The organism is Bradyrhizobium sp. 44 (assembly GCF_023073095.1).
Taxonomy (GTDB): domain Bacteria; phylum Pseudomonadota; class Alphaproteobacteria; order Rhizobiales; family Xanthobacteraceae; genus Bradyrhizobium.
This window is the reverse complement of record NZ_JADPIY010000008.1, coordinates 1012359-1024956: the sequence shown is the minus strand read 5'-3', so window position 1 is coordinate 1024956 and position 12598 is coordinate 1012359. Positions and strand designations below refer to the sequence as shown.

15 protein-coding genes are annotated in these 12598 nt (G+C 64.9%); 12 read left to right on the top strand and 3 right to left on the bottom strand.

What is annotated here, in order from left to right:
* Positions 1-18: 18 nt before the first annotated feature.
* Complete coding sequence (locus tag IVB41_RS06915; RefSeq protein WP_247284451.1) at positions 19-549, bottom strand: DUF3617 family protein; 531 nt, start codon at positions 547-549, stop codon at positions 19-21.
* 42 nt (positions 550-591) lie between these two features.
* Complete coding sequence (locus IVB41_RS06910) at positions 592-885, bottom strand: hypothetical protein (protein ID WP_027520377.1); 294 nt, start codon at positions 883-885, stop codon at positions 592-594.
* Positions 886-1067: 182 nt separating this feature from the next.
* Here IVB41_RS06910 and IVB41_RS06905 point away from each other — a divergent pair, with 182 nt between their 5' ends.
* The 4 genes from IVB41_RS06905 (at position 1068) to IVB41_RS06890 (ending at position 3717) form a co-directional block, all read left to right on the top strand.
* The gene (locus IVB41_RS06905) at positions 1068-1532 is read left to right on the top strand and encodes a hypothetical protein (protein WP_027565385.1); all 465 of its coding nucleotides are present in this window, start codon (positions 1068-1070) and stop codon (positions 1530-1532) included.
* A 114-nt stretch (positions 1533-1646) separates the two neighbouring features.
* The gene (locus tag IVB41_RS06900; RefSeq protein ID WP_027565386.1) at positions 1647-2339 is read left to right on the top strand and encodes a ribonuclease T2 family protein; all 693 of its coding nucleotides are present in this window, start codon (positions 1647-1649) and stop codon (positions 2337-2339) included.
* Between the two features lie 52 nt (positions 2340-2391).
* Positions 2392-3252: a 23S rRNA (adenine(2030)-N(6))-methyltransferase RlmJ gene (locus IVB41_RS06895; RefSeq protein WP_247403900.1), complete on the top strand. Its 861-nt coding sequence runs from the start codon at positions 2392-2394 to the stop codon at positions 3250-3252.
* A 249-nt stretch (positions 3253-3501) separates the two neighbouring features.
* The gene (locus tag IVB41_RS06890) at positions 3502-3717 is read left to right on the top strand and encodes a cold-shock protein (protein ID WP_007614865.1); all 216 of its coding nucleotides are present in this window, start codon (positions 3502-3504) and stop codon (positions 3715-3717) included.
* An 86-nt stretch (positions 3718-3803) separates the two neighbouring features.
* Here IVB41_RS06890 and IVB41_RS06885 read toward each other — a convergent pair whose 3' ends face one another.
* On the bottom strand, positions 3804-4427 hold the full coding sequence (locus IVB41_RS06885) for an outer membrane protein (RefSeq protein WP_027565388.1): 624 nt from the start codon (positions 4425-4427) through the stop codon (positions 3804-3806).
* 251 nt (positions 4428-4678) lie between these two features.
* On the opposite strand from IVB41_RS06885, the gene uvrC reads away from it, so the two are divergent.
* The 8 genes from uvrC (at position 4679) to IVB41_RS06845 (ending at position 12594) form a co-directional block, all read left to right on the top strand.
* Complete coding sequence (gene uvrC / locus IVB41_RS06880; RefSeq protein ID WP_247284474.1) at positions 4679-6748, top strand: excinuclease ABC subunit UvrC; 2070 nt, start codon at positions 4679-4681, stop codon at positions 6746-6748.
* A 97-nt stretch (positions 6749-6845) separates the two neighbouring features.
* Positions 6846-7463, top strand: coding sequence for a CDP-diacylglycerol--glycerol-3-phosphate 3-phosphatidyltransferase (gene pgsA / locus IVB41_RS06875; RefSeq protein ID WP_027565390.1), 618 nt, complete (start codon positions 6846-6848; stop codon positions 7461-7463).
* Positions 7460-7711, top strand: coding sequence for a molybdopterin converting factor subunit 1 (gene moaD / locus IVB41_RS06870; protein WP_247428314.1), 252 nt, complete (start codon positions 7460-7462; stop codon positions 7709-7711). Before pgsA ends, moaD begins: the two co-directional genes overlap by 4 nt.
* A 3-nt stretch (positions 7712-7714) precedes the next feature.
* Entirely contained in the window at positions 7715-8191 is a 477-nt protein-coding gene (locus IVB41_RS06865) for a molybdenum cofactor biosynthesis protein MoaE (RefSeq protein WP_247428311.1), read from the top strand.
* Positions 8191-9150 carry a 50S ribosomal protein L3 N(5)-glutamine methyltransferase gene (prmB, locus tag IVB41_RS06860; RefSeq protein ID WP_247428308.1) on the top strand — a complete coding sequence of 320 codons (960 nt, stop codon included), beginning with the start codon at positions 8191-8193 and terminating at the stop codon, positions 9148-9150. Before IVB41_RS06865 ends, prmB begins: the two co-directional genes overlap by 1 nt.
* Before the next feature lie 90 nt (positions 9151-9240).
* A complete protein-coding gene (locus IVB41_RS06855; RefSeq protein WP_247284502.1) occupies positions 9241-9840 on the top strand; it encodes a phage holin family protein in 600 nt (199 codons plus the stop codon).
* 2 nt (positions 9841-9842) lie between these two features.
* Positions 9843-10973 carry a YihY/virulence factor BrkB family protein gene (locus IVB41_RS06850; protein WP_247428305.1) on the top strand — a complete coding sequence of 377 codons (1131 nt, stop codon included), beginning with the start codon at positions 9843-9845 and terminating at the stop codon, positions 10971-10973.
* A gap of 142 nt (positions 10974-11115) precedes the next feature.
* On the top strand, positions 11116-12594 hold the full coding sequence (locus IVB41_RS06845) for an EAL domain-containing protein (RefSeq protein ID WP_247428302.1): 1479 nt from the start codon (positions 11116-11118) through the stop codon (positions 12592-12594).
* Positions 12595-12598: the final 4 nt, after the last annotated feature.

Genomic DNA, 12598 nt, shown 5'->3' with positions numbered 1-12598 from the left:
TTTGCGCGGCGATCTCACCTACTTCGGCAACAGCGCTTTCAGCTTGTCCATGTCACGCACGTTCATCTTGAAGCCGCCGGGCATCACGATGTCGCCGGGCTTCTGGTCCGGCTTGCAGGCGCCCAGCCATTTCGCTTCGAGCTGCATGGTCGTGTCGCGGCCTGCCGCGCCGGCGGCGCCGCCTTGCGCGTGCGACGACGTCTTCACCGTATAGGCCGAATTGAAATCGCCGGTGATCTCAGCATGCGAGGTCGTGCTGATGCCGGCGACATTGCACTCGGAATCGCTGACATAACCGGTCGCGGTCTTCTTGATGTCCTGCTTGGCGCAGATCTGCTTCGCCATCGGGGAGATGTTGTTGTTCATCTCCTTGTCGACGGTCTCGTCGGTGCAGTGCTGCATGGTCATCTCGGGCACCGGCGTGCCGGTCCTGACCATCTTCAATTCCCACAGGCCCGCCTTGCGCACCGGCAGGTCGTCAGCGCGGGCGCTGGCTGCCGACAAGACGAGGCAAAGTGCGGAGCCGAGCAAAGCGAGTTTGCGCGTCATGACGGAAGCTCCCGGCTGCGATGGCGGCGTTGCGAAAGCGCCTCAGTAGAGCGTGCGGATCGGCTGGTCGGCGGCGCCATAGGGCACCCAGCGGCAGGAGAACGAGATGTAGCCGCCCTCATAGGCCTGCACCGCCAGGAATTTGGCGACCTTGCCGTAGCGCGCGCAGTGATCGACCGCGACCTGCCGCGCATCGACCTGGGTTGCCATCGAATAGGCGATGATGCCGCCGGTGTCGTTGCCCTTGAACGGAGGCACCGGAAGCAGATCGGCGCGCGCCGACTGGCTCGCCATCATACCCAAGGCAAGTAGGCCCGCGGCCGCAATGATTCGCATTCCCGTCACTCCGATTGGTTGGCGGCAGTTTACGGTGTCGGCGCGGCGGTGGAAAGAACGGATGGCCGGTCCAACGCAGCATTGCGGTCAACTCGTCGGCAAGTGTTGCCGCGCTGCACTTGACCTCCTCCGGCCTTCACGGCACCGTCCGACCCTTGCAGATCATGCTGTCTGGATCATCCATGCGCGCCTCGACCTTCCTGAAATCGCTCCGCTTTGCCGCCGTGCTCGGCCTCCTGTTCGGGGCGTTGTCGCTCGGTGAGGCCAGGGCCGCCAATCCGCTGGAGCTGAATTTCTGGCTGAGCGGGCCGCGTTATGACGGCAACGTCTCCGAATGCGACCGGGCGCTGCCGACGATCGCCAGCCAGTTCTGGGAGAAAGAAAGCTCGTTCTGGAATTCCTCGTTGAAGATCACCGGCTTCGCCGCGGTTCACGAGACCGCGTTCCGGCCCTGGGCATCGGATAACATCCCCCGCCGCTATTGCACCGGCGAGGCTATGCTCACGGACGGCAAGATGCGCAAGGTGCACTTCTCGATCGTCGAGGACGGCGGCTTCGCCGGCTACGGCCAGGGCGTGGAATGGTGCGTGGTCGGGCTCGACCGCAACTGGGCCTACAACCCGGCCTGCCGCGCCGCCAAGCAATAATTGCGCTGATCCGGACCGATCAGGCGGCCCAACGATGGTCGCCCGAAATTTGTTCTTGAAATGTTCCTATCGCCTGCTAGGCTCGTCTGCACAGTCTAGTTGAGGGGCGTCGCCATGTTTCATTCCAGATTGCATTCGTTCTCCCGCCTGATGATCTCGCTGACGCTTGCGGCCGGGCTGGCTGCACTGGCCGGCGGCGCAAAGGCCCAGGACAAGCGGCAGAACACGCCCGGCGAATTCGATTTTTATGTGCTGTCGCTGTCGTGGTCGCCCTCCTTCTGCGAAGAGGCAGCGGAGCGCGGCGGCCGCTCGCAGACCCAGTGCAGCGGACGGCCCTATGCTTTCGTGGTGCATGGTCTGTGGCCGCAATATGAGAACGGTTTTCCGGAATATTGCCAGCGGCCTTCGCCGCGGCTGAACCGCAGCATCGTCTCCTCCATGCTCGATCTGATGCCGGCGCCGGGGCTGATCTTCAACGAATGGGACAAGCACGGCACCTGCTCGGGGCTCGCCGACCGCAGCTATTTCGAGACGATCCGGAAGGCGCGCGCCGCAATCAAGATTCCGGCCGAATATCTCGATTTGTCGCAGGCCAAGACGGTGGCGCCGGCAGAGGTGGAGGAAGCCTTCATCAAGGCCAATCCGGGCCTCAGCAATGCCGCCGTCTCGATCACCTGCAACCGGACGCGGCTATCGGAAGTCCGCATCTGCCTCAGCAAGGACCTGCAATTCCGCGCCTGCGAGGAGATCGACCGCCGCGCCTGCCGTCGCGACCAGTTGGCGATGCCGCCGATCCGGGGTGGCTAGCCCAGGCATCGTGCCTCTTTGCTCAAGCCGTCACGTGGCGTAGTGCTCTTGCATGAATTACCGCCACGCCTTCCATGCCGGCAGCTTCGCCGATGTCATCAAGCACATCGTGCTGGCGCGCATCATCACCTATCTCCAGGATAAGCCGGGCGCGTTCCGTGTCATCGACACCCATGCCGGCGCTGGCCTCTACGATCTCGAAAGCGACGAGGCGCGTCGCGGCGGCGAGTGGCTGACGGGCATTGCGCGGCTGATGCAGGCGCGGCTGTCGAACGACGCCATGGCGCTGACCAAGCCCTATCTGGACATCGTCCGCGCCTTCAATCCGAAGGGCGAGCTCAAGGCTTACCCGGGCTCGCCGCTGATCGCACGCGGCCTGCTGAGGCCGCAGGACCGCCTCTTGCTCTGCGAGCTCGAGCCGAAGGCGCGCAAGGCGCTGATCGGCGTGCTGCGCCACGACGAACAGGCCCGCGTGGTCGACCTCGACGGCTGGATGGCGCTGCCGGCTTTCGTGCCGCCGAAGGAACGGCGCGGGCTCGTGCTGATCGATCCCCCGTTCGAGGCGAAGGACGAGTTCGAAAAGCTCGAAGAGGCCTTCTCGACGGCTTTCGCGAAATGGCCGACCGGTATCTATGTAATCTGGTATCCCGCCAAGAGCCGGCGCGCCACCGACGCGCTGGTGCAATCAGTGGCGCGGCTCGCAGCCGCAGCAAAACCGCCGGGAAAATGCCTGCGCCTCGAATTCAGCGTGGCGCCACAAGCCGACGGCGCAGCCCTCACCTCCAGCGGGCTCTTGATCGTCAATCCCCCTTACACACTGCACGGCGAGCTTAAGACGATCCTGCCCGAGTTGGAAATGCCGCTCGGCCAGGGGGGCGCTGCCAGATTCCGATTAGAGGTGCCAAGGCCGTAACACTCCGGCATCTTGGGAAAAATATGCAGGAGCGGTGGTCAATCTGCAGAGAACCGTATTATGCTGTTGCGGTGACTGGCTTTACGTTCCGCTTCCGCGAATGGTTGCGGCGGAGTGAAGGCCTAAGAAAGATCCAGTCGGACCGAATGGTCTGCCCAAGGATGGCCAGCTCCCGGGCTTCGCAAGGCCCGGTCATGTCGTGACGTGCGTCTGCGTCACGACGGAGGAGCAATGAGGGGGAGTTTCCCGATGGCCATGACGGGAACGGTCAAGTTTTTCAACGGTGAGCGCGGCTACGGATTCATCAAACCGGACGACGGGGGCCGCGACGTCTTCGTGCATATTACTGCTGTGGAGCGGGCCGGACTGAAGGACCTTGCCGAAGGACAGCGTATTACTTTCGAAGTCGAACCGGACAAGAAGGGCAAGGGGCCGAAGGCGGTCGATTTGGTCATCCTTCCCTAGCGAGTCCGACGCGAAACACCGGCGCAAAAAAAATCCCGGCCGCGAGCGGCCGGGAGGCTGTAGTCCGGTATTTTCTTCTTTGGGTATCAGAAGTGATAGTTCACGCCTGCGCGCACAACGCTGGCGCTATAGCCGTTTGACACGCCTGTAATCGCGAACTGACTCGTCGACAGATCGATGTAGAGATATTCGAGCTTGGCGCTCCAGTTCGGCGCGAAACCAACTTCCGCGCCGGCACCGATGGTCCAGCCGGCGCTGGTATGCGACTCCGTCCAGCCGAACGTCTGCGCGCGCAGCTCGCCGAAGGCGAGGCCCGCCGTGCCGTAGAACAGCACGTTGCTGAGGGCATAGCCCGCGCGGCCGCGCAGGGTGCCGAACCACGGATTGGAGAACTTCCACGGCGCGAAGGTATCGTCGGCACCGGCGGCCTGGATGTCACCTTCGACACCGAACACCCACGGGCCGGTCTGGAAATTGTAACCGGCCTGAACGCCGCCGACGAAGCCCGACGGTTTTGCGGGATTGTTGTTCACCGAGCCCCATTCGTAGCCGAGATTGGCACCGAGATACGGACCGGCCCAGCTATAGGCGTTGAGCGGCTGATTGACCGTGTAGGGCGCACGCTGCCCGTAATTGAGATCGGCGGCCCCTGCCGAAGCCGTCCAGCCGACTGCAGCCAACGCGGCTGCGCCCACAACGAGCCTCTTCATCACATACTCCAACGCAACTGCCGTCACCCGGCGCGATGCCTGCGCCGCCGCGCGAGGCAAAACCGCATGGTTACGGAACCACCACTATTTCGCGTAACATTTATCGAGAGTTTTAAGTTAAAGGCCTGTTAAGCCGGCTTACCGCGCTGTTAACAGGCTTAAGCAAGCGTTACCCGGAATTGCGCCGCCATCCTGTGCGTGCCGCACGGCCGGAACTTCAAATCGGCAGCCGCAACGCCTAAATTCGCACCATGGTTCACGATTCCACCGACAATCCGGACGACGCACGTGCGCGCAAACCCGTGCGCGGCAACGCGCCCGACGTCCCGCCCCAGGAGACGGAAGCGGCGCCGCCCGACCTCGATCCCGCCACAGCAAACGGGGACGACGAGGACGACGCACGGCTGCCGGACATCCTGGAAGAGAGCGGCACGGTCGGCGAAGAGCCGCTGGCGACCGGCCACGAGGCGATCGAACGCGCGGTCCGCCTCGCCCCCACCTCGCCCGGCGTCTACCGCATGCTCAATGGGAATGCCGACGTGCTCTATGTCGGCAAGGCTAAGAACGTCAAAAAGCGCCTGTCGAACTATGCGCGCCAGAGTGCGCCGCAGCCGGCGCGCATCCTGCGCATGATCGCCGCCACCGTGACCGTGGAAATCATCTCGACCCACACCGAGACCGAAGCGCTGCTGCTGGAGGCCAACCTCATCAAGCAGCTTCGGCCGCGCTTCAACGTGCAGCTGCGCGATGACAAGTCGTTTCCCTATATCCTGATCACGGGCGACCATTGGGCGCCGCAGATCCTGAAGCATCGCGGCGCGCAGACGCGGCCCGGTCGCTATTTCGGCCCGTTCGCCTCGGCCGGCGCCGTCAACCGCACCATCACCGCGTTGCAGCGCGCGTTCCTGATCCGCTCCTGCACGGATTCCTTCTTCGAGAGCCGCTCGCGGCCCTGCCTGCTCTACCAGATCCGCCGTTGCGCCGGCCCCTGCACCCGCGAGATCGACTTCCCCGGCTACACGACCCTGGTGCGCGAGGCGAGCGACTTCCTGTCCGGCAGGAGCCATGCGGTGAAACAGGAGCTTGCCGCCGAGATGGAGAAGGCCTCCGGTGAGCTCGAATTCGAGAGCGCCGCGCTCTACCGCGACCGCCTCGCTGCGTTGTCCGCGATCCAGTCGCAGCAGGGCATCAATCCGCGCACGGTGGAAGAAGCCGACGTGTTCGCCATCCACCAGGAGGGCGGCTTCTCATGTGTCGAGGTGTTCTTCTTCCGCACCGGGCAGAACTGGGGCAACCGCGCCTATTTCCCGCGCGCGGAGAAGACGTATACGCCGGAAGAGGTGCTCGGCTCCTTCCTCGCCCAGTTCTATGACGACAAGCCGCCGCCGAGGAACATCCTGCTCTCGCACGAGATCGAGGAGAGCGAGCTGCTCGCCAACGCGCTGTCGATCAAGGCCGGCCGCAAGGTCGAGGTGTCCACGCCGAAGCGCGGCGAGAAGAAGGAGCTCGTCACCCACGCGCTCACCAACGCGCGCGAGGCCCTGGGCCGCAAGCTCGCGGACACCGCGACGCAGAGCCGCCTGCTGGACGCCATGGCCACGACCCTGAGCCTGCCGCATGCGCCGAAGCGGATCGAGGTCTACGACAACAGCCACATCCAGGGCACCAACGCGGTCGGCGCCATGATCGTCGCCGGCCCCGATGGCTTCGTCAAAAACCAGTACCGCAAGTTCAACATCAAGTCGGAAGGGATCACGCCGGGCGACGACTTCGCCATGATGCGCGAAGTGCTGGAGCGCCGCTTCAAGCGCCTGATCAATCCGCCCGAAGAGGGCGCAGCCAAAACCAAGGACGACGACTTCCCGCAATGGCCCGATCTCGTGATCATCGACGGCGGCCGCGGCCAGCTCAACGCGGTCCGGGAGATATTTGCAAATCTCGGCCTGACCCAGGTGGCGCTGATGTCCGTGGCCAAGGGGCCGGACCGGGATGCCGGCCGCGAGACCCTGTTCATGCCGGAGCGCGAGGCGATCAAGCTGGAGCCGCGCGACCCCGTGCTCTATTTCATCCAGCGCCTGCGGGACGAGGCGCACCGCTTCGTCATCGGCTCGCACCGCAAGCTGCGCAAGAAGGACATCCGCGAGGCCGGCTTGCAGGAGATTCCGGGCATCGGCCCGTCACGCAAACGTGCCTTGCTGCATCATTTCGGAACCCTGAAGGAGATCGAACGGGCCTCGATCACCGATCTCGGCAAGGTTCCGGGGGTGAGCGCCGAGAGCGCCCGCAGGATTTTCGAATATTTCCACCCTCAGCCGGGATGAAATAAAAGGGGGCCGCGGTCATATGGTCGTCGCATCCCGCACCCCATTTGGGAGCGGAACGGTTGACCTTCAGGCTGCAGCGGTATTGGTAGGACGGATGAACATCGCCACGACACGAGGGACCACCAGCCGCGCGATGTCCCTCCCGAACATCCTGACCTACGGCCGGATCGCCGCGATCCCGGTCGTGGTCGGGTGCATCTACGCACAGTCGATCATGGACGGTCCGCTGTGGCTGCGCTGGGTCGCGGTCGCCATCTTTATCGCGGCCGCGGTCACTGATTACCTCGACGGCTATTACGCGCGGATCTGGAATCAGCAATCGGCGTTCGGCCGCATGCTCGATCCGATCGCCGACAAGCTACTGGTCGCCTCGTGCCTGCTGATGCTGGCCGCCGACGGCATCATTCACGGCTGGTCGCTGTGGGCCGCCATCGTGATCCTGTGCCGCGAGATCCTGGTCTCGGGCCTGCGCGAATATCTTGCCGCGCTGCGCGTCAGCGTGCCCGTGACCAAGCTTGCGAAGTGGAAGACGACGGTTCAGCTCATCGCCATCGGCTTCCTGCTGGCCGGTCCCGCCGGCGATGAGGTGGTGCCCATGGTCTCGATGACCGGGCTGGCGCTGCTCTGGGCCTCGGCGATCCTCACCATGTACACCGGCTACGACTATTTCGGCGCCGGCATCCATCACCTCATCAAGGAGGATGAGGGATGAAAGTGAAGTACTTCGCCTGGGTGCGCGAGCGCGTCGGCAAGGCCGAGGAGACCATCGAGCCGCCCGCGACCGTGCGCACGGTGGAAGAGCTGATCGCCTGGCTGTCCGGCCAAGGCGAAGCCTACGCCTACGCGTTCGAGAAACCGAAGGTGATCCGCACCGCGATCGACCATGCCCACGTCAGGTCGGACGCCGCGATCGCGGGCGCTCGCGAGATCGCGTTCTTCCCGCCGATGACCGGCGGCTAGACCATGCCGGTCACCACCTGTCCCGTCACCATTCGGATCCAGCAAGACGATTTCGACATCGCGCGCGAGATCGCGGTGCTGACCGGGAACCGCACCGACATCGGTGCAGTCGTGAGCTTTTCCGGCATCTGCCGCGGTGACGAGGACAGCGCCAAGATCGCCGCGCTCTCGCTCGAGCATTATCCGGGTATGGCCGAGGAAGAGATCCGGCGCCATGCCGACGAGGCCACCTCGCGCTGGCCGCTCAACGGCGTCACGGTGATCCATCGCGTCGGCCGTTTCATGCCCGGCCAGAACATCGTGCTGGTGCTGACCGCCTCGCAGCACCGCCAGGCAGCGTTCCAGGCAGCCGAGTTCCTGATGGATTATCTGAAGACCAACGCGCCGTTCTGGAAGAAGGAAGAGAGCGCCACCGGCACCGGCTGGGTCGAGGCCCAGGCCCACGACGATGAAGCCGCCGCACGCTGGACCCGATCCTGATGGCAACGACATCCAAAAAGACCGTGCGCGGCCGCGCCGCGCCAAAGCTCGCGAAAGTGGGGCGCGGCGAGCTTCTCACGCTGATCGATTTCGTCCGCTATGCGGTGAGCCGCTTCAATGAGGCCAAGCTCGCCTTTGCCCATGGCACACCCGATCCGGTCGCGGAAGCGGCCTTCCTGGTCTGTGAAGCCCTGCACCTGCATCCCGACCAGTTCGAGATTTTTGCCAACGCGCGCGTTACGGCCGCCGAGGGCAGGATCATCATCGATCTCATCCATCAGCGCGTCACCACCCGCAAACCGGCCGCCTATCTCGTCAACAAGATCTACATGCGCGGCCTGCCGTTCTATGTCGATGAGCGCGTCATCGTTCCCCGCTCCTTTATCGGCGAGTTGCTGGAATCGCATTTCGGCGGCGACGGCGAAGCCGGCTCGCTGATCGACGACCCCAGCGCGGTCGAACGCGTACTCGATCTCTGCACTGGGTCGGGATGCCTCGCGATCCTCGCGGCGCATCATTTTCCGAATGCCACGATCGACGCCGTCGATATCTCCAAGGGCGCGATCGACGTCGCCAGACGAAATGTCGGCGAATACGGGCTCGATGACCGGATCAGCCTGCATCGCGGCGACCTGTTCACCCCGCTCGGTGACGCCAAATACGACCTGATCATCACCAACCCGCCTTATGTCGATGCCGAAGGCATGGCGGCGCTGCCGCCGGAGTGCCGGGCCGAGCCGAAGCTCGCCTTTGACGGCGGCGCGGACGGTCTCGACGTGGTGCGCCGGATCCTGCGCGACGCGCCCGGCCATTTGACGCCGGATGGCGGGCTGATCTGCGAGATCGGCCGCGGCCGCGAGCTCGTCGACGAGGCCTTTCCTGAACTACCGCTGCTCTGGCTCGACACCGAGGACTCCGAGGGCGAAGTATTCTGGATCGCGGCAGCCGATCTCGGCTGATCGACCACGACGGGCAGACCTCGTCGGAACAAGTCAAATACCGCCACGTTCATCCCCCGACGAATTTTCTCGCACTCGGAGGATCACCGCATGCTTGCGCCATCGGGCGAATTGCTGCGCGCCGGCGTCGCGCTCAAGCTCAACCATCTCAAGCGCGCCGCCCAGTCCTATGCCCGTGACCGGAGCAATCAAGCCACGGGGCGCATGACGTCTTACGCGACTGCGGCCGGACTGCTCGCCGTTGCGGGCTTGTTCGTCGTCGCAGCCTTCTTTGTCGGCCTGATCGCCCTGTACCGCTGGGTTGCGATCCATTACGGGCAATTCTGGGGATTCGGCGCCGCCGGCGGTGTCCTCCTGGTCCTCGCCGCCGCTTGCGCCGGCGTGGCCATGGCTCAGATGAAGCGCAAAACCAAGCCGATCTTGCCGCTCGCCAGTCGCCTACGAGTGGCGATCGCCACCCCGCGCATCCCGCGCGGAACGGTGAAGCAGGCGGTGAAAGAGGTCGCGACGACAATTCCCCTCGCGCCGCTCGCGCCGGGCGAACGGGGACATGACCGGGGACATGGCGGCAGCACGTGGCCGGCTCGGTCCAACCGGCCCGTGCAACTCGGGCTGATGCTCGCGGCCGTTGGGCTGGTCGGGCTGACGGCCGCGCGCCGGCGGCGTCACGGCCACGGAGCGGATACCTGAAAATGCCTCTGCGGCGCGCCGAGCAATTCGACAGCTGGCTGTTAATGGCAGCCACGACCGTGTTCGTGCTCACCGCGGAACGGTATTTCCAGGATTCTGGCCTGATCCGGCCGGGACCTCCGCAAGACCACCGCAACGGCGAGGCGAATTCGCCGGAAACGAGCCCTACGGGCGCAGCCTCGCAGCCCGGCCGCGGCCGCCGTGCGAAAAGCCCGTTCGCGATCCCGTGGGCAGGCTGGAAGGACATCCTCTGGCGCACCTATCAGCGCATCGACGAGGATCGCCTGCTCGCGACCGCCGGCGGCGTCGTCTTTTTCGGGCTGCTCGCGATCTTTCCCGCCATCACAGCTCTGGTTTCATTCTATGGCCTGTTCGCCGATCCCTCGACGATCAGTTCCAACCTGCATTCGCTCGCGATGATGCTGCCCGAGGGCGCGTTCCAGATCGTCGAGGACCAGGTGGCGCGCGTCGTGTCGAACGGCGGCGCCACCCTTGGTGTCACTTTCCTGTTTGGACTCGTGCTCGCGATCTGGAGCGCCAATGCCGGCGTCAAAGCCATCTTCGACGCCCTCAACGTCGCCTATGAGGAGCGTGAAAAGCGCAGCTTCATCCGGCTGAACACGGTTTCGCTGGCCTTCACGGTCGGCGGCATCGTTGCCCTGCTGCTGATGGTGGGCACCGTCGTCGCCTTCCCGCTTGCGCTCAACCACCTCGGCATGGCGCCCGAAAGCAAGCTGATCGTGGCGCTGGCGCGATGGCCGGTGCTGTTCGTCATTCTCCTTGCGGCGCTCGCCATCCTCTACCGCTTCGCGCCCAGCCGCGACGCCCCGCGCTGGCAATGGCTGAGCCCTGGAGCGGTAACGGCGGCGATCCTCTGGATCGCCGGCTCGGCGCTGCTGTCCTGGTATCTCTCGGAATTCGCCAATTACAATGCGACCTACGGCTCGCTCGGCGCTGCGATCGGCTTGATGATGTGGATGTGGATGTCAGCCATCGTCATCATGTTCGGGGCCGAACTGAATTCGGAGATCGAACGGCAGACCCTGCGCGACACGACCGCCGGGGCGCCCAAGCCGCTTGGCACCCGCGAGGCGGTCTCAGCCGACACGGTCGGCGCTGCGGCGCCATCCTGACTCCGAGATCGGGCCGCTATCCCCTCGAATCAACAATGATGTTAAGCTCATGCCGCTTGGGGGAGCATGCGGCGTGACGGGATCGAGACGCCACCCGTGTTTTCCCGGTCAGGCAGTCAGCTCTTGAGGCGTAACGCGCGGCATGATTCGTATTTCGACGATCTTCATCGCCATCTGCATGGTTCTGGTCGCCGCCTCGCTTGGGCTCGTGCTCTATGCGGTCGCCGGCATCAGCGGAACCGAATCCGCGATCGTGGCGCTGACGGCGCTGACCTTCCTGATCCTCTACACTGCAGTGTCGATGCGACTGCGCGACCGCAGCGACGTCGGTGGCCAGATCGCCGATCTTTCGCGCGGCACCGCCGACCTCGCCCGCCAGGTCGCCGAGTTCGGCCGCCGGCTCGCCACGATCGAAGCACGCATCGCCTCTTCCAATTCGGCCAACTCCGACCGCATCCAGTCGGTGGTCGGCGAGATCAACGAGCTCGGCGGACTGGTCAGGCAACTCGCCACCACCGTGTCGGCCCACGAGGATCTGATGGCCGGCAACGCGCCGGTGCCGGCCCCCACGCCGATCGCAAGGCAGGAGCCGGAGGCGCCGCTCGACCTGATGGCCACGCTTGAGGAGGAGCGGCCGGCTGCTCCTCCCCCGGTTCCCGCGCCGCCGCCGTTGCGGCCGGCAGCACCGGCGATCCAGACCCAGACCGCCAATCCGGTTCAGACCTCCAACGGCCGCAACCAGACCCAATTGCTGGCGACGCTCCGCAACGCGATCGACGAGAACCGCATCGACATCTTTCTCCAGCCGATGGTGTCGCTACCGCAGCGCAAGGTCCGCTTCTACGAGGCGGTGACGCGCCTGCGCGACGAGCGTGACCAGCTGGTCGCGGCGGAGGAGTTCATCAGCATCGCGGAGGCCTCCGGCCTGATCGGGCGCATCGACAACATGGTGATGCTGCGCTGCGTCCAGGTGCTGCGGCGCCTGATGGTACGCAACAAGGAGGTCGGCGTGTTCTGCAACGTCGCGGCTTCCACGCTCGGCAATTCCACGACCTTCGCGCAATACCTCGATTTCCTCGAAGCCAACCGGGCGCTGGCGCCGTCGCTGGTGCTGGAATTCAAGCAATCGACCTTCCGCAATCTCGGTCCGGCCGAGACCGAAAATCTCGCCGCGCTCGCCCAGCGCGGCTTCCGTTTCTCGATCGACCATGTCACCGATTTGCGCATCGAACCGCGCGAGCTCGCCGATCGCGGCGTGCGCTTCATCAAGGTGCCGGCTTCGCTGCTGCTCGACCCCAGGCAGGCTTCGGCCTCGGACATCCACCCTTCCGACCTTTCCGACCTGCTCGGCCGCTTCGGCATTGACCTGATCGCCGAGCGGATCGAGGGCGAGCGCGCCGTGATCGACCTGCTCGATTATGACGTGCGGTTCGGCCAGGGGTTCCTGTTCGCGCCGCCCCGGCCATTGCGGCCGGAGGGGCCATCTGCTACCGCCGCGCCGAACCAGGCACAGGACACTCAGGGATCCAATGGCTCCGGCACACCCAGCTCAAGCGCAACGTCGGCTGCGTCTGCGCCACAGCGCGTCACCGGCAACGCCGCGCTCGCGCGCCGCATCTGATCGG

Coding starts and splice junctions, on each gene's coding strand:
- IVB41_RS06895 (WP_247403900.1), top strand. CDS start 2,392: ATGAATTACCGCCACGCCTTCCATGCCGGCAGCTTCGCCGATGTCATC.
- IVB41_RS06905 (WP_027565385.1), top strand. CDS start 1,068: ATGCGCGCCTCGACCTTCCTGAAATCGCTCCGCTTTGCCGCCGTGCTC.
- moaD (WP_247428314.1), top strand. CDS start 7,460: ATGAAAGTGAAGTACTTCGCCTGGGTGCGCGAGCGCGTCGGCAAGGCC.
- IVB41_RS06900 (WP_027565386.1), top strand. CDS start 1,647: ATGTTTCATTCCAGATTGCATTCGTTCTCCCGCCTGATGATCTCGCTG.
- uvrC (WP_247284474.1), top strand. CDS start 4,679: ATGGTTCACGATTCCACCGACAATCCGGACGACGCACGTGCGCGCAAA.
- IVB41_RS06855 (WP_247284502.1), top strand. CDS start 9,241: ATGCTTGCGCCATCGGGCGAATTGCTGCGCGCCGGCGTCGCGCTCAAG.
- IVB41_RS06885 (WP_027565388.1), bottom strand. CDS start 4,427: ATGAAGAGGCTCGTTGTGGGCGCAGCCGCGTTGGCTGCAGTCGGCTGG.
- IVB41_RS06850 (WP_247428305.1), top strand. CDS start 9,843: ATGCCTCTGCGGCGCGCCGAGCAATTCGACAGCTGGCTGTTAATGGCA.
- IVB41_RS06915 (WP_247284451.1), bottom strand. CDS start 549: ATGACGCGCAAACTCGCTTTGCTCGGCTCCGCACTTTGCCTCGTCTTG.
- prmB (WP_247428308.1), top strand. CDS start 8,191: ATGGCAACGACATCCAAAAAGACCGTGCGCGGCCGCGCCGCGCCAAAG.
- IVB41_RS06910 (WP_027520377.1), bottom strand. CDS start 885: ATGCGAATCATTGCGGCCGCGGGCCTACTTGCCTTGGGTATGATGGCG.
- IVB41_RS06845 (WP_247428302.1), top strand. CDS start 11,116: ATGATTCGTATTTCGACGATCTTCATCGCCATCTGCATGGTTCTGGTC.
- IVB41_RS06865 (WP_247428311.1), top strand. CDS start 7,715: ATGCCGGTCACCACCTGTCCCGTCACCATTCGGATCCAGCAAGACGAT.
- IVB41_RS06890 (WP_007614865.1), top strand. CDS start 3,502: ATGGCCATGACGGGAACGGTCAAGTTTTTCAACGGTGAGCGCGGCTAC.
- pgsA (WP_027565390.1), top strand. CDS start 6,846: ATGAACATCGCCACGACACGAGGGACCACCAGCCGCGCGATGTCCCTC.